This is a genomic window from Actinospineispora spinosispora DSM 44797, from assembly GCF_000429025.1.
Lineage (GTDB): Bacteria > Actinomycetota > Actinomycetes > Mycobacteriales > Pseudonocardiaceae > Pseudonocardia > Pseudonocardia spinosispora.
In genome coordinates this window covers 226,949-246,822 of sequence record NZ_AUBB01000006.1, presented here as the reverse complement: position 1 = coordinate 246,822, position 19,874 = coordinate 226,949, and the positions used below count along the sequence as shown (strand labels likewise).

At 68.3% G+C, this 19,874-nt stretch carries 23 protein-coding genes and 4 tRNA genes; 9 read left to right on the top strand and 18 right to left on the bottom strand.

Translation table 11 applies throughout. The annotated features are described in order from the left end of the window. The first annotated feature begins 70 nt into the window (after nt 1-70). The 3 genes from G406_RS0101260 (at nt 71) to G406_RS0101250 (ending at nt 2,800) form a co-directional block, all read left to right on the top strand. Nucleotides 71-1,288 (top strand): cytochrome P450, encoded by a 1,218-nt coding sequence (locus G406_RS0101260; RefSeq protein WP_028932370.1) that lies wholly within the window; start codon nt 71-73, stop codon nt 1,286-1,288. Beyond that, a complete protein-coding gene (locus G406_RS0101255) occupies nt 1,285-1,866 on the top strand; it encodes a TetR/AcrR family transcriptional regulator (protein WP_028932369.1) in 582 nt (193 codons plus the stop codon). The genes G406_RS0101260 and G406_RS0101255 overlap by 4 nt, the downstream gene beginning before the upstream one ends. A 136-nt stretch (nt 1,867-2,002) precedes the next feature. After that, entirely contained in the window at nt 2,003-2,800 is a 798-nt protein-coding gene (locus G406_RS0101250; protein WP_028932368.1) for a maleylpyruvate isomerase N-terminal domain-containing protein, read from the top strand. 181 nt (nt 2,801-2,981) lie between these two features. Here G406_RS0101250 and G406_RS0101245 read toward each other — a convergent pair whose 3' ends face one another. From G406_RS0101245 to G406_RS0101225, 4 genes are all read right to left on the bottom strand, one after another. Continuing rightward, entirely contained in the window at nt 2,982-3,293 is a 312-nt protein-coding gene (locus tag G406_RS0101245) for a hypothetical protein (RefSeq protein WP_156934624.1), read from the bottom strand. 134 nt (nt 3,294-3,427) lie between these two features. Beyond that, entirely contained in the window at nt 3,428-4,114 is a 687-nt protein-coding gene (locus G406_RS0101235) for a DUF169 domain-containing protein (protein WP_028932366.1), read from the bottom strand. Between the two features lie 32 nt (nt 4,115-4,146). Further along, the gene (locus G406_RS0101230) at nt 4,147-5,661 is read right to left on the bottom strand and encodes a linalool dehydratase/isomerase domain-containing protein (protein WP_028932365.1); all 1,515 of its coding nucleotides are present in this window, start codon (nt 5,659-5,661) and stop codon (nt 4,147-4,149) included. A gap of 15 nt (nt 5,662-5,676) precedes the next feature. Further along, complete coding sequence (locus G406_RS0101225; RefSeq protein WP_028932364.1) at nt 5,677-6,336, bottom strand: hypothetical protein; 660 nt, start codon at nt 6,334-6,336, stop codon at nt 5,677-5,679. A 91-nt stretch (nt 6,337-6,427) separates the two neighbouring features. Here G406_RS0101225 and G406_RS0101220 point away from each other — a divergent pair, with 91 nt between their 5' ends. Beyond that, on the top strand, nt 6,428-6,916 hold the full coding sequence (locus tag G406_RS0101220; protein WP_028932363.1) for a winged helix-turn-helix transcriptional regulator: 489 nt from the start codon (nt 6,428-6,430) through the stop codon (nt 6,914-6,916). 170 nt (nt 6,917-7,086) lie between these two features. Here G406_RS0101220 and G406_RS0101215 read toward each other — a convergent pair. From G406_RS0101215 to G406_RS0101200, 4 genes are all read right to left on the bottom strand, one after another. Next, nucleotides 7,087-7,161, bottom strand: a tRNA-Val gene (locus G406_RS0101215). A 1-nt stretch (nt 7,162) separates the two neighbouring features. After that, nucleotides 7,163-7,234 (bottom strand) — tRNA-Cys (locus G406_RS0101210). A gap of 54 nt (nt 7,235-7,288) precedes the next feature. After that, a tRNA-Gly gene (locus G406_RS0101205) sits at nt 7,289-7,361 on the bottom strand. A gap of 113 nt (nt 7,362-7,474) precedes the next feature. After that, the gene (locus G406_RS0101200) at nt 7,475-7,906 is read right to left on the bottom strand and encodes an SsgA family sporulation/cell division regulator (RefSeq protein WP_028932362.1); all 432 of its coding nucleotides are present in this window, start codon (nt 7,904-7,906) and stop codon (nt 7,475-7,477) included. Between the two features lie 244 nt (nt 7,907-8,150). Between G406_RS0101200 and G406_RS43995 the strand changes: the two genes are divergently transcribed. The 4 genes from G406_RS43995 (at nt 8,151) to G406_RS0101180 (ending at nt 10,182) form a co-directional block, all read left to right on the top strand. After that, nucleotides 8,151-8,795 carry an RNA polymerase sigma factor gene (locus G406_RS43995; RefSeq protein WP_037074603.1) on the top strand — a complete coding sequence of 215 codons (645 nt, stop codon included), beginning with the start codon at nt 8,151-8,153 and terminating at the stop codon, nt 8,793-8,795. Then, nucleotides 8,792-9,664, top strand: a complete 873-nt coding sequence (locus tag G406_RS0101190; RefSeq protein WP_028932361.1) for an anti-sigma factor — start codon at nt 8,792-8,794, stop codon at nt 9,662-9,664. Before G406_RS43995 ends, G406_RS0101190 begins: the two co-directional genes overlap by 4 nt. Then, nucleotides 9,661-10,068, top strand: a complete 408-nt coding sequence (locus tag G406_RS0101185; RefSeq protein ID WP_064742831.1) for a TIGR02611 family protein — start codon at nt 9,661-9,663, stop codon at nt 10,066-10,068. Before G406_RS0101190 ends, G406_RS0101185 begins: the two co-directional genes overlap by 4 nt. 42 nt (nt 10,069-10,110) lie before the next feature. Then, nucleotides 10,111-10,182: transfer RNA gene (locus tag G406_RS0101180), tRNA-Val, on the top strand. Between the two features lie 289 nt (nt 10,183-10,471). Here the strand turns inward: G406_RS0101180 and G406_RS43990 are convergent. Beyond that, nucleotides 10,472-11,446 carry a TauD/TfdA family dioxygenase gene (locus tag G406_RS43990; RefSeq protein ID WP_169736561.1) on the bottom strand — a complete coding sequence of 325 codons (975 nt, stop codon included), beginning with the start codon at nt 11,444-11,446 and terminating at the stop codon, nt 10,472-10,474. A 150-nt stretch (nt 11,447-11,596) separates the two neighbouring features. On the opposite strand from G406_RS43990, the gene G406_RS0101170 reads away from it, so the two are divergent. Continuing rightward, on the top strand, nt 11,597-13,222 hold the full coding sequence (locus tag G406_RS0101170) for an AMP-binding protein (RefSeq protein ID WP_028932358.1): 1,626 nt from the start codon (nt 11,597-11,599) through the stop codon (nt 13,220-13,222). On the opposite strand, the gene G406_RS0101165 is transcribed toward G406_RS0101170, so the two are convergent. The 9 genes from G406_RS0101165 to G406_RS43970 form a co-directional block, all read right to left on the bottom strand. After that, entirely contained in the window at nt 13,219-13,749 is a 531-nt protein-coding gene (locus tag G406_RS0101165) for a TetR/AcrR family transcriptional regulator (RefSeq protein ID WP_245606969.1), read from the bottom strand. The two genes, G406_RS0101170 and G406_RS0101165, sit on opposite strands and share 4 nt — an antisense overlap. A gap of 65 nt (nt 13,750-13,814) precedes the next feature. Continuing rightward, nucleotides 13,815-14,240: a VOC family protein gene (locus G406_RS0101160; protein WP_037074866.1), complete on the bottom strand. Its 426-nt coding sequence runs from the start codon at nt 14,238-14,240 to the stop codon at nt 13,815-13,817. 31 nt (nt 14,241-14,271) lie between these two features. Further along, the gene (locus G406_RS0101155) at nt 14,272-14,763 is read right to left on the bottom strand and encodes a DUF2165 family protein (RefSeq protein WP_028932355.1); all 492 of its coding nucleotides are present in this window, start codon (nt 14,761-14,763) and stop codon (nt 14,272-14,274) included. Nucleotides 14,764-14,934: 171 nt separating this feature from the next. After that, nucleotides 14,935-15,816, bottom strand: a complete 882-nt coding sequence (locus G406_RS0101150; protein ID WP_028932354.1) for a PfkB family carbohydrate kinase — start codon at nt 15,814-15,816, stop codon at nt 14,935-14,937. Between the two features lie 2 nt (nt 15,817-15,818). Then, nucleotides 15,819-16,376, bottom strand: coding sequence for an SIS domain-containing protein (locus G406_RS43985; protein ID WP_051341283.1), 558 nt, complete (start codon nt 16,374-16,376; stop codon nt 15,819-15,821). Beyond that, entirely contained in the window at nt 16,310-16,978 is a 669-nt protein-coding gene (locus G406_RS53520) for an orotidine 5'-phosphate decarboxylase / HUMPS family protein (RefSeq protein ID WP_051341281.1), read from the bottom strand. The genes G406_RS43985 and G406_RS53520 overlap by 67 nt, the downstream gene beginning before the upstream one ends. 3 nt (nt 16,979-16,981) lie before the next feature. Beyond that, the gene (locus G406_RS0101135) at nt 16,982-17,749 is read right to left on the bottom strand and encodes an ATP-binding cassette domain-containing protein (RefSeq protein ID WP_028932353.1); all 768 of its coding nucleotides are present in this window, start codon (nt 17,747-17,749) and stop codon (nt 16,982-16,984) included. Beyond that, on the bottom strand, nt 17,746-18,804 hold the full coding sequence (locus G406_RS43975) for an ABC transporter permease (protein ID WP_051341279.1): 1,059 nt from the start codon (nt 18,802-18,804) through the stop codon (nt 17,746-17,748). The genes G406_RS0101135 and G406_RS43975 overlap by 4 nt, the downstream gene beginning before the upstream one ends. Next, entirely contained in the window at nt 18,794-19,774 is a 981-nt protein-coding gene (locus tag G406_RS43970) for an ABC transporter substrate-binding protein (RefSeq protein WP_051341276.1), read from the bottom strand. The genes G406_RS43975 and G406_RS43970 overlap by 11 nt, the downstream gene beginning before the upstream one ends. Between the last annotated feature and the right edge of the window lie 100 nt (nt 19,775-19,874).

Genomic DNA, 19,874 nt, shown 5'->3' with positions numbered 1-19,874 from the left:
CGAGCTGAGACAAATCAGCGTTGCTGTCCAATTGATTGCACACTCTGAAAATTTGTCTTACCGTCGGTCGATGAGCTCAGGCGCGGTGAGGTACGTACCTCCGTCCGGTGAGACGTGGCGTCGCCCCTGGCCGATGTACGCCGCACTGCGTGAGTACGACCCGGTGCACCATGTGGTCCCGGAGAAGCGGCCGGACGCCGACTACTACGTGCTGTCCCGGCATGCCGATGTGATCGAGGCGGCGCATGACCACGAGCGGTTCTCCTCGGCCGAAGGGCTGACCCCCACCTACGGCGAGCTGGACCGGATCGGGCTGCGGGACAACCCGCCGATGGTCATGCTCGATCCGCCGGTCCACAGCGAGTTCCGCAGGCTGGTCGCCAAGGGGTTCACCCCGCGCCAGATGTCGGCCCTCGAACCACGCGTGCGGGAGTTCGTCGTCGAGCGAGTCGAGCGGCTACGCGCCATCGGCCACGGTGACGTGGTCGGCGAGCTGTTCAAGCCGTTGCCCAGCATGGTCGTCGCGCACTACCTGGGCGTGCCCGAGGCCGACCGCGACCGGTTCGACGGCTGGACCGACGCGGTCGTCGCCGCGAACGCCGAGGGCGCGGGCGCCGGGGGAGCGGCTGTTGCCGTCGGCCAGATGATGGAGTACTTCACCGAGCTGATCGGGCGACGCCGTGTCGAACCGGGCGACGACACCGTGTCGCACCTGATCGCCGGGGGCATGGGCGCCGAAGGAGACTTCGCGGGCCTCGTCTCGATCCTCGGGTTCGCGTTCACGATGGTCGCCGGTGGCAACGACACCACGACCGGTCTGCTCGGCGGGGCGGTGCAACTCCTCACCCGGAACCGGAGTCAGCGGCGGTTGCTCATCGAGCGGCCGGACCTCATTCCGGACGCCGTCGAGGAGTTCCTGCGGCTCACCTCGCCGGTGCAGGGCCTGGCCCGGACCACGACCCGGGACGTCGGTATGCACGGCGTCACGATCCCGGCCGGCCGCAAGGTGCTGCTGCTCTACGGCTCGGCGAACCGCGACCAGCTCGCGTACGGTCCGGACGCCGACGAGCTCGATGTGCTGCGCAAGCCGAAGAAGCTGCTGAGCTTCAGCCACGGTGCACACCACTGCCTCGGCGCCGCCGCGGCACGGATGCAGGCGAGGGTGGCGCTCGAGGAGCTCCTGGCCCGCTGCCCTGACTTCACCGTGGACGTCGACGGCGTCGAGTACGCGGGCGGCAACTTCGTCCGCAGGCCGACCCGGGTGCCCTTCGAGGCGGTGAGTGAATGAGCCGCGACTGGTTGGGCGACGAACGTTCGGACATCGCGGCCGAGAAGATCCTCGACGCCGCCGGGGTGTTGTTCGCCGACCGTGGTGTCGCCGGCGTCGGGATGGGGGAGATCGCGCGCGCGGCGGGATGTTCGCGGGCGACCCTGTACCGCTACTTCGAGACCCGCCGTGCGCTGCACCTGTCGTTCGTGCACCGCGAAACCCGTCGGATCGGCGCGGCGATCCGCTCGCGGCTGCCGGCCGGCGGTGAACCCGGCGAGCTGGTCGTGGAGGCCATGCTCATCGCCGTGCGCCTGGTTCGTGCCGATCCGATCCTGCACGCCTGGTTCCGGGCCGACGGGGCGGGACTCGCGTCCGAGATCGCCGGTTCCTCCGTGGTCATCGAAACGTTCGCCGCGGCTTTCCTGGCCGATGCCGGAATCGGCGACGAGAGAAACTCGCCGACGGCGCGCTGGATCGTCCGGATCATTCTGTCCCTGCTGATCGTTCCCGGCACGGACGACACCGAAGAACGCGCGATGCTCACGCGGTTCGTGGCACCCCTGATCAGCGGGGAATCGTTGAGCGCTGACGCCTAGTCGCCGGCGGCGCACTTTCGGGTGAAGAGGCGCGGACCGGGCGAGGGCCGTGCAACCCGTCGCGCGCGGGTGGTGTTCAGGAAAGCGATATGCCCACTACCGCGATCGAACCTGGTTGCGCGGAAGGAAAACTATCGTGACTACGCCACCGAATCCGATCGAGGCATTTCTGACGACGCTCGAACGTCTGCCTGCCGACGCCCCGACTGCCTGCGAGGGCTGGACCGCGCACGAGGTCGCGGCGCACCTGGCCGCGGGCATCGAAGAGGTCGCGGAACTGATCGAGGACACCGTCAACGAGGCCCCGCCCCGCACGACCCGCGGATTCGAAGAACGCGAGGCTCCCTACCGCGAGATGGACGACGCGGATGTCCGTCAAGCGCTGGTGAAGATCGTTGAGCGGGCCAACACCGCGCTGGGCGCCCAGGCGGCCAAGGGCGTCGCGGTGCCGTTCTTCGAGCGGCACTGGAGCGCCGAGGAGATGCAGGTGCACGCCGCCAACGAGTTCGCCATGCACCGCTGGGACCTCATCGGCGACGACGAGCTCACCGACGAGTTGCTGTCACCGCTGCACGCCACCGAGAGCGCGATCAAGACCCTCAACACGTTGAAGGTCCTCGAGGAGGCGCCGACACCTCGCGCCGGGCGCGCCGGTCTGACCGACACCCGGGTCGTGCTCCGCTGCCCCGACCAGCCCGACATCGCCCTCGACGTCACCCCGACCGGCGTCGCGGCGCTCGAACTGTCGACCGGCGAACCATTCGACGGTGACGTCCTCGTCGAGACCGACACGGCCAACCGGCTGTTGACCCTGTGGGGCCGGCGCAGCAGTACCCGCACGATCACCATCACCGGCGACCCCGCCCTACTGCCGACGGTCACCACCGCACTGTGGCAGAACACCCCCGCGTGGTCGCCTCAGCGGCCGGCCTGAGACTCATCGATGCCCGACCCGGAGATCGGGCCTGGCTCAGCAACTGATGGGCCAGGCCCGATCATCCGCTGTCCCGCCGAGGTGTTTCAGTGGGCGGCGGCTCGGTCGAATCGAGCGGTGATCTGGCGGTACTGGTCGTGCCGGCCGGAGGCCATGACCTGCATGTGTCGGGCCTAGCCGTTCAGCGGGTGCCGCCGGGATCGTCGAACAGGCCGAGTTGCAGACCGGCGGGTCCGTTCACGCGGGCCACGTCGAAACCCCACGGGGCGGGCCGCGGAGCGGCGAGGATCTCGGCGCCACCACGTTCGCAATATTTGCGGTCATGACACCGACTGCGCTCGACGCCATCGACCGCACGATCTTGGAGGTGGTCCACCGAGACGGACGAGCGACTCTGCCGGAGGTGACAGCCTGCCTGCGCGTCTCCGGTGAGCACTGATACCTCCTCGATGTGCACGCCGCCTCCATCGCCGACATCGACCGCATCGAACACGCCTTGGCCGCCACCGGCCGCATGAACAGGATGTGCTGTCCGGTGCCGGCGGGTGACGGGTGCCCATGAGCCGTTCGCTCCGGATTTGCTCCGGATCAGACGTCCGCGCTGCTCAGGTACGTCCGTTGCCGACTTCAGGCCAGCGGTTCGAAGGCCTGTCGATCGGCAGCGGCGTAGTTGCTGACCGCGTTGTCGGCGTCCACCGAACGCTGGAGTTGTTGCACGATGTCGGGGAGCTGGTGAGCCGGTAGTGCGCAGGTGAGTTCGTCGGCTGGGAGACCGGTGCGGACGCGGCTGACAGCGCAACCAGGGCTGACGGCGGTGTCACCGCCGTGGGCGAGCGGCACTATCTGGCACTGGGGTTTGGTGACCAGCTTCAGGGCCGGCCATGCGCCCTGCAGGGTCATGAGTGCGGTTGCGGACAGCCGCAGCAGCACGACGTCGGCTCGGACGGCATCGGCGGCCGGTTCGTAGCGGATGGTGCGTGGGGCGAGGGGTAGGTGTGGTGCCGCGGCGAGGTCTGCTGGGGTGACCCAGCCGCTGCCGACCAATGCCGCGGTGTCCTCGCCGGTCGCGGCGGTGTCGAGGGGGATGAATCCGTGGGTGTAGCTACCGACGCTGCAGTGGGCGTGGTCGGCGGCGTCGGTGTTCAGGGCTCGGCGCTGCGCCGGTTCCCAGAAGCAGCAGCCTGCCGGTTGCGGGGGGATGTCCTCGTGCGCGTCGGCGGAGGGCTCGTCGCTGAAGCTCAGGGCTACCGGTGGGTGCGGTAGACCGAGCAGGCGGGCAAGCTCGGTGGCCGGTGCGGTGGAAGACGGTGCCATTCGGGGCAATCCTTCGGCTCGGGTTTCAGCGGTCAGAATCCGACGATCACGTCGTGGGCGTCGATGTCGAGATCGAGCTGGATCGAGTCGCCCGATGTGACACGCCAGTGGTGGTGGTCCTGCTGGTCGAGGGTGACGGTGACCGCCTTCGGGTCGGGGAGCCGGTCGATGGTGATCGTGGTGGGGGTGCCGCGCTGTGAGGGTGTTGCGGCGGTGGTGGTTATTTCGAGCTGTCGTCGATCGAGGTCGTTGCTGGCCCGGCTGATCCCGAGGTTCGGGTAGTCGACGCCGAGGACGGTGGGTTCGGTGTGGACGCTGGTGAGCGGGGCGTTGAACACCCTCGACCAAGCTCCCGGTTCCCCGGCTTCGGCCATCATGAGCATCGCGTTGAGCTGGCCGCGGGGCCACGCTTCGTCGAGGCCGAACCAGAAGCCGAAACGGTTGTTCTCGGACCCGAACCAGCGTGGCTCGAACTCGTTCTCCACGATCTCGGCCAGTCGCTTCTCGGTCGTGACGTCGCCGATCTCCCTGGCCAGCACGAGAGCGGTGATCACCATGCGGGGGTCACGGGCGATCTGTACGACCGGGTGGCGGGTGTCGCTGAATCCGATCGCCCTGGTGCACAGCTCGTAGAGCTGGCCGCCCCAATGACGGTCCTGGGGGTAGAGCATGTGCAGGAAGATCAAAGCGTTGTACGGCTCGTGCAGCGTCGCGACCTTCTCCTCGACGGGGTCGTAGTAGAACGCGAACCAGTCGAGATCCCCGTTGGGTTTCAGCCCCATGTAGTGGGTGCGGGCGAACTCGGCCCACCGGGGGAACGGCGAGTGAAGGTCGGTGCCGAGGAGCCTGTCGTACAGGTGCAGGCCCAGGCCGGCCGCGGTGACGCAGGTCGGCCAGATCTTGGTGTTTTCGCAGTGCGGCCCCTGGGGTCGTTCGCCGAGCTGATGGCTCAACAGGTGAGCGACGCGAGAGTGCGTCCAGGGGAACTGCTGGTTGCGGTAGCCGGTGACGTCGAATGAGGCGTGTTCGGTCGCCTCGCCGGACAGGTAGCGGCGGATGGACAGGGTGAGGTTGAGCCAGCCGCGGTAGAAGAGGTTCCCGTCGGCCCCGACCGGGTCCGGTTGCAGCCCCCACGGTTCGATGCCGTTGGCGGTCCACCCGGGCAGGGCGTACCGGCCGCGCAACGAGTCGGGGGCGCAACACAGCCATTCCGGCGAGTAGCGGTCGACGTTCGGATCCGGACCGATGAGGGTGATCCAGTCGATGCCGCCCCAGAAACTGGTGTAGCGCCACAGCAGTTCGTCGGCGATGCGCACGTACACCTCACGCCACGCCGGCGTCGACTCCATCATGATCGGCAGCGTGTAGGCCATCTCGGACAGGTCGAAGCGCGGGAAGACACACATCGGTGGGCTGCCGTAGCGGTCCCACCATTCGTGGGGTTCGCCCTGGTCGGTCCAGTCGTCCCGAGTGGTGGCCTTGTCCCACATGAACCGCAACCAGCCGAGCGTGCGGTCGCTGAGCTGGGGGTTTCCCGGTGCGCTCATGTCAGTCCGTTCGGCTCAGGGCTCGGGCATGGGTTCGCCACCGGGGCCGCGCACCATCCACAACCTCGTGCGCGCGTCCCACGCCGTGCTCCAGGTGGGGTCCAGCTGGTCCACGGCGGGCTCGCGGATGATCGATTCGGGGCCGTCGCGGCTCGGGTCGGGACGAAGATAGGCGCCGGGGATCTGTTGCTTGGGCCCTCGCGTGCGACCGATCGCCACGATGCGCCGGGTGAGGCCGTAGAACCAGATCACGATGAACGCACTGCCCCGCAGCTGCATCCGGTGACCGACCAGGCCGGCCACCACCGCGTCGACCGCGCGCGGTGAGGTCAATGCGCCCAACGCCTGACCGCTGCTACCGAAATGCAGCCGATGATCAGGTTCATCCTCGGCGAGGGTGGTACTGCTGATGTATCGGGTCCGCCCGTCGAACAGCCACCGCCGGTGCACCCCGTCGGCGGTGGAAATGTCGAACGACAGTGTCCGGGTCACCTGCGACCGGGTCGAGGAGTCGATTCGGGAGAGCACGGTCAGGCCGATGCCTAGAACGGCCAACAACAGGCGCAGGGCGGGACGGGTCAACATGCCCGGAAGCCACTCCCAGCCTCGACGCCCGGACGTGTCGAGCTCGGCGGGTCTGAGCAACTCCTGGTGGGCGAAGCGATCCGCTACCACTGCCGACCCCTTCCTCCACTTCGATCACAGCTAGGTGCTGCAAGAGAAGTTAGAGGTGACCAAGAGGTAGGTCAAGCTCTACCCTGCGACGATGGACTGGCTGGAGGTCGACACGTCCAACTGCTCGGTGCAGCGGACGCTCGACATCGTGGGGGATCGATGGTCACTGCTGATTCTGCGCGAGGCGTTCAACGGAGTTCGCCGGTTCGACGACATCGCTCAACACTTGCGTATCTCCCAGTCCGTGTTGGCTCGGCGGCTTCGCGGGCTCGTTGACGCGAGCATCCTCGAGCGTTCCGCGTATCGGGGTGCCGGTACACGCACGCGGTACGAGTATCGGCTCACCGAACGAGGTATGGCCTTGTTCCCGGTGATCACCGGCCTCATGCAGTGGGGCGACCGCTACCTGGCAGACGAACAGGGCGGATCCTGGAATGTCCACCACCGCGAATGCGGCCGACCGGTGGAGGTCGTGGTCCGCTGTACCGCCGATCTGGAGCCACTCGATCCACTCCACACCCGGACGAGCCCGGGACCTTCCGCCCGACCCGTCAACGCTCACGGCAACGGCGCAATCTGAGTGGTGCGAGAAGCTTCGTCAGACGCGGCCGACGTCCGGCGAGTGTTCCGCCAGGTTCTGCGTGACGCCGGGTTGGAGCCGGGGGAGTGGACGCCTCGTGAGCTGCGTCATAGCTTCGTCACCCGGACATAAATTCAGGCCCCGTCCGCAATTGCGGACGGGGCCTGAATTGGTGGGCGATACTGGGATTGAACCAGTGACCTCTTCCGTGTCAAGGAAGCGCTCTCCCACTGAGCTAATCACCCGAGGCGGAGGCGGGAATCGAACCCGCGTACAGGGCTTTGCAGGCCCTTGCCTAAGCCACTCGGCCACTCCGCCAAACTCTAAAGGCCGGGGCCGGAAGCTCCGGTGTGGAACCCGGTTGACCCTCCGAGCGGACGACGGGATTCGAACCCGCGACCCTCACCTTGGCAAGGTGATGCGCTACCAGCTGCGCTACGTCCGCATATTTCCCGCCAGCCAAGTTCCGGAGCCGGATTCCCTGGCGGGATGTTGTGGCTGAAGCCTATCCGATGGCCTTCGAGGGCTCCAAACCGACCCCCCCTAAGTGGTTCAAGATCAGCTCGCCTCGCTGGACAGCAGGTCTTCGAGGGCCAGGTCGAGGTCCAGCCAGGCGTACTCGCTGCCTGGGGGGACGGCCTCGAACGTGCGGTCCAGGAAGTCGGCCAGGTCCGGCGCACTGGTGGAGAAGAGTGCGTGGCCGGATGGCGAACTGAGTTCGATCTCTACCGTGTCCGGGTCACCGGGTGCGGGACGAACCCGCACATCGCCGGTGCCTGCTTCCGTCAGGAGACCATCGGCGAACAGATCGCGGGCAAATACCCACTCAACGTCTGCCGCATCGGTCCGACCTGTCTGGAAAACCGCGTGAACCGCGAACGGATCACGACTGTCGTACCTCAGCTCGACCCGCACTGGCATCGCGTCGGCCTGCTGGGCCAGCAGATCGAACACGGCGAGAGAGCGGATGGTGACATGCTCGTTGCGCATCGTGCTGGACCCTCCGTGGGTTGTCGCCCGTCTTCAAGATGGAGAACGACCGGGAAGCCGAGATGTCACGGTGCGACGGCAGGAGACTCGGTGTGTCGGGGCCACTCTTCACCCGGTTGGAGCAGTTCCTAAGCTCGGAAATGCACGGCCCGGTGGCGCCAAAGAGCAGGTCAACGCGATATGGCACTACCCTGAACACTCCGATTCGGATTCGTGATCTTTTTTTGACGTGAGGACTGCCCAGGTGGCCGATGTTGCAGACGTTTCGGCCTCGTCCGACAGATCCGGACGCGGCTCACGGGACGACGCGCTCGTCGGAAGGGCCTTCGAGCCGCCGGACGACCAGGTCGTCGCCCGCGTGTCCCTCGGTGACGAGTCGGCCCTGGGTGTCCTCTACGACCGGTACGGGCGCTCCGCCTACTCACTGGCCCGGCAGATTCGCCCCGACGACTCCGTCGCGGAGACGGTGGTGCGTGAGGCCTTCCTGTCGGTGTGGCGTGACCCACAGCGGTTCGACCCGAAGCGCGGCCCGTTCAACAGCTGGTTCACCTCACTCGTGCACCGCATCGCGGTCGACACACCCGGAGTCCCCGGGCGGGGCAGGAAGGCCATGAGCCTGTTCGACGGTCCAGCGGAGCGGGGGATGGCCGGCGGGGCCTCGGCGATCGCCGAACAGGTCCACAGCGCGCTGCGGCGGCTGCCGGCGGAACAGCGCCAGACCCTCGCCCTCGCCTACTACGGCGCCCACACGCAGCGCGAGATCGCCGCGATCACCGGAGTCCCGGTACGGACCGTGCAGTCGCGCATCTTCGCGGCCGTACAGCGCCTGCGCCGGCTCCTCGTCCCGCATCGCTGGGACACCGCCGACGTCGTGCCGGCCGAGCGATGAGCGCCCGCCCACAGTGCCCCCAGGCGGAGCTCGCGGTCGGCTGGGCACTGCACTCCCTGGAACCCGGCGACGACGACGTCGTGATCGAACACCTGCCGAGCTGCCCGATCTGCCGTGAGGCCATCCAACAGACCGAAGAGCTCATGTGGCTCCTCGGCCCCGCGCACGAGCAGGTCACGCCCCGGCCGGAGCTGCGGGACGAGCTGCTGAGCGCGATGGGCGAGACACCGCAGACGCCGGAAACCGAGCGAGACGGACCCTGGCCGCCCGCGTCCGGGATGCCCGAGGGCCAGTCGGTGACGGTCGGCTGGCACCGTCCCGGCGAGGTCGTCAGCAACAAGACCGCGCTCGAACGCCATGCCGCCCAGCAGCGCCTGGCCAGGAAACGACGGACAGCGGCGATCGCGGCCACCGTGATGATCTCGCTCATCGGTGTCGGAGGCGTCGCCTACTGGCAGGTGCAGGTCTCCCAGCAGCAAGAACACGTCCAAGCCGAACGACCCGCCCAGCTCAGCCAGATCCTGTCCGTCATCGACCAGCCCGGCGCCCGGCACGCGGTCCTCAACGCCCCCGGCGGCGAACCCGTCGCCGGAGTGATGCTCACCGCCGACGGTCAACGCGAGGTCTACCCGTTCACCCTGTCGCCGAACGACCCCACGCACTCGATCTACGTGCTGTGGGGGATCGACGCCAACGGCCCCGTCGCCATCGCCGGCTTCGACGTGAGCCGGACCGACAACGGCCTCCGGCCGGTAGGCTCGATGCCACGAGCGGACGCGTACCTCGGCTACCTGATCTCGATCGAGCGCGGGAGGACGCTGCCGGACTCACCTCAACTGATGGTAGCGACCGGGCAGGTGGCGAACTGAGCAGCACAGAAGAACGATCTTCGAGCGGATTTCAGGCGAAGCTCGCGCTGAACCCGCGACTGCGCTGGTTCTACCGCGTCGGCGTCGGCATCGTCGGAACAGTGGTCCTGCTGGTCGGCATCGTCCTCATCCCGTACCCCGGCCCCGGATGGCTCGTCGTGTTCGCCGGCCTGGCGATCCTGGCGACGGAGTTCGCCTGGGCACGTCGGACACTCAGCTACGCCAAAGCGCGCTACGACGCCTGGACCGCATGGCTCGGCAGACAACACTGGGCGATCAAGCTGCTCATCGTCGCGGCAACCGGACTCATCGTCCTCGCCACACTCTGGCTCCTCGGAGCATTGGCGCTGGTCGGAGGCTGGTTCGGGCTGGAATGGACCTGGCTGCACTCGCCCATCTGGTGATCCGGTAAGCTCTTGTCAGCCACCGGGGCACTGCCCCGGATTGGGCGATTAGCTCAGCGGGAGAGCGCTCCGTTCACACCGGAGAGGTCACTGGTTCGATCCCAGTATCGCCCACGCAAATCTGCCTATTCGCATTCGCGGAGATCGCTCATCGAGGGATTTGCGTCGATGCTGGGGGGCCGAGCCCCCCAAACCCCCCACGGTGCGGAATGTTCCGACCCCAGTCGACTGCAGCTTTCTTTGTGCTCCGCCTTCGGCTTCGCCTCGGCTCTGGTGCGTTCTTGCTGGTCTTTGACCGATTGTTTTGTGGGGCGTCTTTTCGTTTGTGCAGGGGTTTGTTGCGTCGCAGATGTGGCTATCTGCGACGCAACTCCCTTTTGTTCTTGTGTGTGTTTGTTTGTTGTCAGGCGGGTTCGTGGAAGCGGATTCTCAAGAGGTGGCGGGACGGGTCGGTGAAGGCTGAGCGGCCGTGCAGGGCCACGTGGTTGTTCACGATCAGGAGGCCGTCCGTGGGGATCGGTTCCCGCAGCTCGTCCGTCGTGTCCGCCAGGCGGGCGTCAACCGTGTCCAAGGCCTTGCGGACCTCGTCCGTCGCATACTCGGGGTGCGCGACCAGGCCGGCCTCGATCTTGTCCTTGCGCCAGCGCCACAGCGGCGTATCACCGATGATCGTCCGGTAGCTGTAGGCGCCCTCCACCTGGGCGTTCTTGCGGAACGCCTTCGGCACCCTCGTCGGCAGCTCCGTCGTACGGAGCACCTCCACCGCCGCCTTTCCCTCCGGGGATTCCCGCAGCTGCCGGATCAACACGCGGCAGTCACGCAGATAGCTCTCGCCGCCACCGCACGTCGCCTGCTTCACCGCGTACAACAAGAAGAAACGCTCCGGAATCGGCAACAACGCCGAATCCGTGTGGTACTCCGCCTCGCGGTCGTTCTCCGAGAAGTTCGAATGACCCGTGCCCGCCTCGTGGTTCTGTACGTCCCAGATCACCCGGTTGTCCACCGGATGCGTCGGCGTCACATCACCCAGTAGCTGCGCCAGCGCGAACACACCCGTGCGCTGCTGGCCGAGCTCGAAGCCCTCCAGCCCCAGCTTCGGCACGATCACGCCGCTGACCCCGTCGTCGAACAGGCCACGGATGCGGTCGGTGAGCGCGGTGAGACGCGGTGCGGCCGCCCGCAGCAGGTTACGCAGCTCAACGTGGTCACGAGCGGGCGTCAGGGTCTCGGTGAGGTCATCACCGTAGTGCTCGGCGAGGGCCGCCTCGATCGAGGCGATCTCCGTTGCCCACATGCCCTCGACATCCGCGTCGAGGTGCGCGACCGACTCAGCGGTTGACTTGTACACGTCGCGGGTCTCCGCGATCCCAGCAGACATCAGGCGTGCCTCCATCCCGTCGTTCACTACAACGACTTAGGCAACCCAAAGTTCGCCCGAAACCTGCCCGGGCCACTCGAACGAGCAAGCCTGCCTCGACCCCGTTGCCGGGCGGATGGCTGGTCAGTGAGGCAAGGTCCACATATGGGCATGACGAACACCACACTGCACCCGTTCACCGGGATGGACGTCTGGACGCTCCTGATGACCCGGGTCGCCGTCGGCGGCGACCGGGCCTTCGTCACCTGGCAGTCGTTCGACGCGCCGAGCAGCACCTGGACCTACCGCGACCTCGCCAGGGACGCCGCGTCCGTCGCGTCCGGGCTCGCCAGGCGCGGAGTGCGGCAGGGTGACCGCGTCCTGATCCACCTGGAGAACTCGCCGGAGTTCATCGTGTCCTGGTTCGCCTGCGCCGCCCTCGGAGCCGTCGCCGTCACCACCAACACCCGATCCGCGCCCGACGAGCTCGCCTACTACGCGCGCGACAGCGGCGCGGTCGGCGCCATCACCCAGCCCCGCTTCGCCGAGCTGGTCGCGGCCAACGCCCCGGAGCTGCGCTTCCTGGTGTGCACCGACAACGACAGCGGCGTACCGGCGTCGGCGGGACAGGATCCGTTCACCGCACTGGCAGCAGACCCGGACGAGCTGCCCGAGCGCCCCGTCGACCCGCTCGCGCCGATGAGCGTCCAGTACACCTCGGGCACCACGTCGCGGCCCAAAGGCGTGCTCTGGACCCAGGCCAATGCATTGTGGGGAGCACGGACCAACGCGGCGCACGAAACGCTGCGACCCGACGACTGCCAGCTCGTCTACCTGCCGCTGTTCCACACCAACGCCCTCGCCTACTCGATGCTGGCCACCGTGTGGACCGGGGCGCGGATGGTGCTGATCCCGAAATGGTCGACCAGCCGGTTCTGGGACGTGTCGCTACGCCACGGCTGCACGTTCCTGTCCCTGGTCGGTCTCACCCAGCGGTTCCTGCTCACCGGCGAGCCGGCGGCCGGACACCGCTACCGGCTCTTCGGTGCCGGCATGTGCGACCTGCCGACCGACCAGCGCTACGGCGTCAAGACCATCGGCTGGTGGGGCATGACCGAGACCATCTCCACACCGATCATCGGTGACGCGTACCTGCCGAACCGGCCGCTGTCGATGGGGCGCCCCTCCTCCGAGTACGGGATCCGTGTCGTCCGGCCCGACGGGACGACCCCGGTCGACCCGGAGGAGACCGGGCAGCTACAGGTCAGAGGAGTGCGCGGACTGTCCATGTTCGCCGAGTACCTCAACCAGCCCGACGCCACCTCGGCGAGTTTCGACGCCGACGGCTGGTTCAGCACCGGCGACCTGGTCATCCCGCACGCCGACGGACACCTGACGTTCGCCAACCGGGAGAAGGACATGCTCAGGGTCGGCGCGGAGAACGTCAGCGCGTCCGAGGTGGAACGCGCGATCATGGGTGTGCCCGGCGTGGTCGAGGCCGCCGTCGTCGGGCGCCCCGACGACAAGCTGGACGAAGTGCCCGTCGCCTTCGTTCGCGCGGCCGATCCCGCCGACGTCGAGGTGGCAGACCGCATCAGTGCCGAGTGCGCCCGGCTCCTGGCGGACTTCAAGGTGCCGCGCGCCGTCTACCTGGTGCGGGACCTCCCGCGCTCGACCCTCAGTAAGATCGACAAGAAGGAGCTGCGCACCGTCGCCGGGGCCGACGACGACCGGGAAGCCGCGCAGGCGCGCTGGCTCATCGGCGCGGAGTCGGATCCGTCGGGGGACGCCCGCTAGGAGCCGCGGATCGCGGCCAGCACCAGATCGACGGTCTGCTCGACCAGCCTCGCGTCCAGCGGCGCATGTCCGAACAGCTGACGGAAGTACAGCGGCGCGGCCAGCGCGTCGAGCACGAACACCATGTCGATGTCCTCCCGGACCTCGCCCCGGGCGATCGCCGCCCGCAGCGTGGCCTCGGTCGTCGACCTCCTGGCGTGGAAGATCCGCTCGAAGAACTGTTCGCGCAGCTCAGGATGGGCCGCGAGGTCCGCGACGAACGGCACCAGCACGTGGTCGAGCGTCGGCGTGGTCAGCCCCTCGGCGATCGTGCCGATGCCGGTCAGCAGATCGCGGCGCAGGTCGCCGGTGTCCGGGGTCGGCACCACACCGAGGCTCGCCGCCAGCACATCGGTGACCAGGTGCTGCTTGGACGGCCACCGCCGGTAGATCGCCGGCCGGTAGACCTCGGCCCGCTTCGCGATCTGACCGAAGCTCAGCTCGGCGTAGCCGACCTCACCCAGCAAGTCGATGGTGGCCGCGACCACCGCCGCATCGATGTCCGGGTCCCGCTGGCGACCCGCTGGGCGAGGTGACGAAATGGTGTTCCCCCTCAGAAGACGGGTGCCGGCATCAGGACGACCCGCCAGCCGTCCGGATCCTCGATGGTGATGCCCCCGTTGTCCGTCCAGTACGGATTCTCGGCGGCGACCGGAGCGTGCCCCAGCTCGCCGAGACGCTGCGCGGTCCGTTCCGCGTCCGCCGCGTTGTCGAAGTAGAGCACCAGCAGATTGTCGAGGGTCGGCGCCGGACAGGGACTGCCGGCCTCGTGCGAGGTGAACTCGAGGTGGTAGTCGGTGCCCGGCAGGCCGAGCATGATCCCCCGATATCCGGCGTGCTCCTCGAAACGGAACAGCTCGGTCAGCCCGAGCCCGTCGCGGTAGAAGCGGATCACCTCGGGGAGGCGGTCGGTCGGCCGGGCGATACGGACCTGGCGGGCGGGCAGCTGCTCGGGCCAGGCCTGGGTGGACACGCTCATCATGGATTCCCTTCTGGTGTGGTGCTGAGGACTAGGACGCGAGGTTCACGACGACCACCGAGGCGAGCCCGACCAGCAGTAGCGTCAGGTGGCTCTGCTGGACGGGGCCCATCTTGACCCAGTAGGTGAACCACAGGCCGGTGAGGACGAAGCCGAGGAACAACGCGACGAACAGCGCAAGGCCCAGGTTGGCCACGGCGAGCGCGATGCCCGTGCCGCCGGTGAACAGCGCGGAGACGAGCAGGATCACGGCGTACCAGAGCACCAGCGCCGTGACCGCCTGCACGGCGATGACCAGCAGGTAAGCCACGCGGTGCACGGCTGGCGACTCGATCGCCCGCCACAGCACGCCCTGGCCGAGCGGCGGGTCCTCCCGCAGCTCGCGCATCGTCATCATGCGGGGGATCGCGGCCGAGTTCGTGCCGGGGTCGGTGATGTTGTTGAGCACGAAGATCGACAGATACGTCGCCAGCCCGGCGACCACCAAGGTCTTGATCCACATCAGTGTGTCGGCAGGGTTCACGCCGCAACCTCCTATTCTGATTCAGTACGTACTGTATCAGAATATGTGAACGACGCCGCGCACCGTGAGTCCACACCGCGCTCCGTGCACATAGCGCGGTGTGGCCACACGGTGCGCGGGGTGCGACGCAGTCGCTGTGTGGCGTGTACGAGGTCTGTGTGGACGGGATGGTCAGGCGGGGCGGCGCAGGAGGCCGCCCCGGTGGCGGCAGGTTGCGGCGGCGACGTGCATCGCCTCGTGGAGCACCGGCGTCCAGGCCGAGTGGTCGGCCGGTGCCCCGTGCCGTACCCGGTGCGCGAGCAGCACCGCGAGGGTCGCATCACCGGCGCCCATCGTGTCCACCACCGATGCGCCCAGCCGCGCCGTGGGCTCGTCGACCCGACCGGTGCCGGTCAGGACCGATGCGCCCTCGGCGCCCCGGGTGAGCAGAACGACCGGTGCCCCGAGGTCGAGCAGTAGCCGGCCGACCCGGTCCAGGTCGCGGCCGGGATAGAGCAGCGCGGCGTCCTCGTCGCTGATCTTGACCAGGTCCGCCTCGGCGGCGAGCTCCTCGAAGTTCAGGCGGTGCAGGTCGGCGTCACGCAGGAGCGCGGGCCGGGGGTTGGGGTCTATCGCGCGGACCCCCGCCGCGGCCGACCAGAGTCCGCGCAGCTCGGCCGCCTGCTCGGCGTCGTCGTGGCTGATGCTGTTGACCACGAGCGCCGCCGAGCCGGCGACCAGCCGGAGGTCGGCGTCGCCGAAGGTCAGGCGCCGGGACAGCAGCGCGTCGTTGAACCGATAGCGGGGCTCACCGCCGGTGCGCCAGGACACCGCGAGACCGGTGGCGGCGCCCCGGTGCTCGCGTAGGACGACCCCGTGGCCGCGCAGGTACCCGCGCAGCCGGTCGCCGTCCTCGTCGGCGCCGACCTGGCCGATCAGGGCGCTCGGCAGCCCCAGGACGCTCAGCCCGACCGCGAGGTTCAGCCCCGCGCCGCCGGCCCATCGGCTCGAGCCGGACGGCTCGTGGATCTCGTCGACGATGCAGTCGCCGACGACGACAACCCGGGGCCGCACCGCTACAGCATGTTCGTGTGCAGGTACGCGAACCGGCCGGTGGCGTCCTCCATCCGCTGTGCCAGAGCGAACACGACGGCGTCCATGACCAGCAGGCCGGCCTGCTCGAACAGACTGCCGCCCAGCTGCCGGGTTTCGCCGGCCGGAATCGGGAAGACCACGTCGGCGAGCTCGGCCAGCGCGCTGTCCGGCCGAGAGGTGAGCAGAACGACCCTGGCGCCCTCCGACCTGGCGATCCGCGCGAATCCCAGACTCACCGGTGTCGTTCCGGAACCGGACAGCACGAGCAACCCGTCGCCATCGCGGACCGAGGGCGCGGTGGCCTCACCCAGCACATGGGATCTGCGCCCCAGGTGCATGAACCGCATCGCGGCCATCCTCGCCGCGAGCCCCGAACGGCCCTGACCGGTGAAGAACCACCGGCGCCGCTCGTCGGTGAACTCCTCGACCAGTGCGGCGAAGGCGCGCTCGTCGAGCCGGTTCAGCAGGTCGGTCAGCTCGGTGGTGACGGTGTCGAGGGCCAGCCTCGGCCCGGTTCCGACAGACGTGACCGGATCCACTCGGTGACTCCTCTCGGGTCGTCGGCCTCGGTGATGCCGCTGCCCACCACGACGATCTCGGGCGCGACCGCGACCGCGGCGTCGATGTTGTCGGTGCTGATCCCGCCGGCGAGCGAGACTCGGTGGCCGAGGGCGTGCATGTCCTCGACCGCGTCGATGTGTGCCGTCGAGCTGTCGCCCGCGAGCCGCTGGTCGGAGGGAAAGTGCACCGCGACGTAGCCGTAGCCTGCCGGGAACGTCTGGCCCACCGGCAGCAGCGGGGTCGTTCCGGTGGTGGTGATCGTGTCGGCGACGACGATCAGGCCGTGGCGGTCCGCGAACTCACCGACCGTGCAATGGGTCGCGGCGGACGCGCAGGCCAGCACGGTCATCATCGTCGCGCCCGAGGTGTGCACCATCTCCGCCTCGAGCAGACCTCCGTCGACGGTCTTGGTGTCGGCGAGTACCGGGACCCCGGGTGCCAGTTCGCGCAGCGTGGTGATCGCGCTCGCCCCGAACCGCTTCAGTACCGGGGTGCCGACCTCCACGATGTCGACCAGGTCCGCGACGCGGGGCACGACCGCGAAGTGCTCGGGACGGTCCACCGCCAGTTGCAGCAGCACGCCTCAACCGCCCCCACCGGGCATGGTGGTGATCCCGGTCAGCGTCTTGACCAGCAGGTCCGGGGTGAACTCGCTGGTCGGGGCGTCGGCCACCTTCTCGCCGAGCCGCAGCACCACGCAACGGTCGGTGACCTCGAAGATGTGCGGCAGCGTGTGCGACACCAGGATCACCCCGAGGCCCTTGCGCTTGGCCTGCCGGATGACCCCCAGCACCTCCTGCGACTGGCGCGCGCCGAGGTGGTTCGTCGGCTCGTCGAGAATGATCACCTTGCGGGCCCAGGCGACCGCGCGGCCGATGGCGACGGCCTGGCGCTGACCACCGGACAGCTGCGACACCGCGCGTCCGGCCGACGGGACCGCGATGCCCACCCGGTCCAGCTCGGCGGCGGACTTCGCCGCCATGCTCTTCTCCGCGAGGAACCCCAGCTTGCCGAGCAGACCGGGCTTGAACTCCTCACGGCCCAGGAACACGTTCGCGCTGACCGTCAGGTGGGGTGCGAGGCCCGAGTCCTGGTAGAGCGTCTCGATCCCCGACTCCAGCGCGTCGTGCGGCGAGTCCCACGAGCGGTCCTCGCCGTCGAGCACGAGCCGGCCGCCGCCGTCCGGCTTGTGCGCGCCGGACAGGATCTTGACCAGGGTGCTCTTGCCCGCGCCGTTGTCGCCGACGAGACCGACGACCTCACCGGCGTCGACGTGGAAGTCGACGTTGCTCAGCGCGGCGACGCTGCCGTAGCTCTTGCTGACCCCGACCGCTTCGTACAGTGCCGTCATACCTGCCTCCGCACCGAGCTGCCGATGCCTTGGATGCCCACCGCGAGCGCGATGAGCCCGCCGACGACGACCTGTTGCCAGTTCGGCTCGACGCCGATGATGATCAGACCGCTGAGCACCGAGGTGATGATCAGCGCGCCGACCACGGTGCCGGTCATCCGGCCGAGCCCGCCGGTGAGGCTCGTGCCGCCGATGACCACGGCGGCGATCGCGGTCAGCTCGTTGCCGGTGCCCGACGTGGGGGAGCCGGAACCGAGCCGGAAGTAGACCAGAACGCCGGCGAGCCCGGCGGTCAGTCCGCACAGCACGTACAGCTTCACCAGGTGCCGCTGCACGTTGATGCCGGCGCCGCGCGCGGCGAAGCCGTTGGAGCCGATCGCGTAGGTCCAGCGGCCGAACCGCGACCGGTGCAGGTAGACCGAGGCGATCGCGGTGACCAGGATGACCACCAGGACCGGGACGGTGAACAGCGACAGATAGGTCGTCGAGCCGATCAGGATCACTTCCTTCGGGCCCTCGGCGATCTGGGTGCCCCCGGTGACGACCAGGGTGAACCCCGCCGCGGCGCCCATAGTGGCGAGCGTCGCGATGAACGGCGCCAGCCGGACCTTCGTGACCAGGAAGGCGTTCACCGCGCCGACCGCCAGACCGACGAGCGCACCGACGACCAGTCCGGCCAGGATGCACACCGTCGCGCTCTGACCGCCGCCGTTCAGCGCGCGCATGGTGAGCGCGCAGGCGATCCCGGACAACCCCAGGGTGGAACCGACCGACAGGTCGATCCCACCCGAGATGATCACGAAGGTCTGCCCGACCGCGAGCAGCATGATCGGTGCCCAGTCCTGCAGGATGTTGCCGAACGCCGCGGTGGAGAAGAACCGGGGGTTGATCGCAGAGAAGAAGGCGATCATCGCCACGAAGACCAGCAGCAGCATGGTCGTCTGGTTCCGGGTCAGGGGCTTGACCCGGTCCCACAGCGAGACCGACGCCGGGTTCCCGGCCGGTGGGGTGTCGGGCCGTGCCGGTGTCTCGGACAGGGTGGGCTCACTCGGCATAGGTGTTCTTCTCGGTCTCGGCGAGGTTGTCCTTCGTCATCACGACGGTGGGGATGACGACGTCCTTCTTGATCTGGTCCGCGCCCTTGCCGGTCACCTTCGCCACGGCGTACTGCACGGCCAGACGGCCCTCCTCGACCGGCTGCTGCGCGATCAGCGCGGTGTACACGCCGCTCTTGAGGTCGTTGACCTGTGTCTTGTACGCGTCGTAGCCGACCAGCTTGACCTTGCCGACCAGGTTGCGGTTCTGCAGCGCGGCGACGGCTCCGGTGCCGCTGGTGCCGTCGATCGCGAAGATTCCGGCGAGGTCGGGGTTGCTCAGCAGCGCGGTGTTGATCGCCGAGGTCGCGGTGGCCGGCTGGCTCTTGGAGTAGGCCTGGCCGACGATCTGGACATCCGGGTACTTGGCCTTGAGCTCGTCGGAGAAGCCCTGCAGCCGCTGCACGTTGGTGGTGGTCGTGGGCGAGCTGAGCATGACGAAGACCTTGCCCTTGCCGCCGATCTGGCCCGCGAGGGTGTCGGCGGCCTGCTTGCCGCCCGCGACGTTGTCACCTGTGATGAACGAGCTGAGATAGCCCTGGTCGGTGACGGTCGTGTCGACGCACAGCACCGGGATCTGCTTGGCCTGCGCCTTGGTGACGCTGGCCTGCAGCGAGTCCGGATCGGTGGGGACCAGCACCAGAGCGCTCGGGCTCTGCGCGAGCACACCGTCGACGAACGGCAGCTGGGCCTGCGGGGAGTACTCGGCGCCGCTGCCCTGCCAGAGCAGCTTGACGCCCTCCTTCTTGGCCTCCTGCTCCGCGCCGATCTGCATCGCCTTGAAGAACGGGTCGGATGTGGTCCCCGGTACGAATCCGATCACGACGTCGGAGGCCTGGGCGCCACCACCGCCACCCGAGCCGCAGGCGGCCAGCACCATCGCCAACGATGCCACCGCCAGAGCGGCCAGTGGTCTGCCGAGTCGTGTCATCAGCTCTCCTTCGAGCAGTCGTGATGCGGCGCCGGACGGGCGCTGTCGAGCGCGGGATGGGATCGTTCTCGCGAATATGTGCGAGATCGTTCTCACACGC

Bases quoted from the DNA above. Each gene is read 5' to 3' on its own strand.
- G406_RS0101260 (WP_028932370.1), top strand. From the start codon at position 71: ATGAGCTCAGGCGCGGTGAGGTACGTACCTCCGTCCGGTGAGACGTGG.
- G406_RS0101255 (WP_028932369.1), top strand. From the start codon at position 1,285: ATGAGCCGCGACTGGTTGGGCGACGAACGTTCGGACATCGCGGCCGAG.
- G406_RS0101235 (WP_028932366.1), bottom strand. From the start codon at position 4,114: ATGGCACCGTCTTCCACCGCACCGGCCACCGAGCTTGCCCGCCTGCTC.
- G406_RS0101230 (WP_028932365.1), bottom strand. From the start codon at position 5,661: ATGAGCGCACCGGGAAACCCCCAGCTCAGCGACCGCACGCTCGGCTGG.
- G406_RS0101220 (WP_028932363.1), top strand. From the start codon at position 6,428: ATGGACTGGCTGGAGGTCGACACGTCCAACTGCTCGGTGCAGCGGACG.
- G406_RS0101200 (WP_028932362.1), bottom strand. From the start codon at position 7,906: ATGCGCAACGAGCATGTCACCATCCGCTCTCTCGCCGTGTTCGATCTG.
- G406_RS0101190 (WP_028932361.1), top strand. From the start codon at position 8,792: ATGAGCGCCCGCCCACAGTGCCCCCAGGCGGAGCTCGCGGTCGGCTGG.
- G406_RS43990 (WP_169736561.1), bottom strand. From the start codon at position 11,446: ATGTCTGCTGGGATCGCGGAGACCCGCGACGTGTACAAGTCAACCGCT.
- G406_RS0101170 (WP_028932358.1), top strand. From the start codon at position 11,597: ATGACGAACACCACACTGCACCCGTTCACCGGGATGGACGTCTGGACG.
- G406_RS0101160 (WP_037074866.1), bottom strand. From the start codon at position 14,240: ATGAGCGTGTCCACCCAGGCCTGGCCCGAGCAGCTGCCCGCCCGCCAG.
- G406_RS0101135 (WP_028932353.1), bottom strand. From the start codon at position 17,749: ATGACGGCACTGTACGAAGCGGTCGGGGTCAGCAAGAGCTACGGCAGC.
- G406_RS43975 (WP_051341279.1), bottom strand. From the start codon at position 18,804: ATGCCGAGTGAGCCCACCCTGTCCGAGACACCGGCACGGCCCGACACC.
- G406_RS43970 (WP_051341276.1), bottom strand. From the start codon at position 19,774: ATGACACGACTCGGCAGACCACTGGCCGCTCTGGCGGTGGCATCGTTG.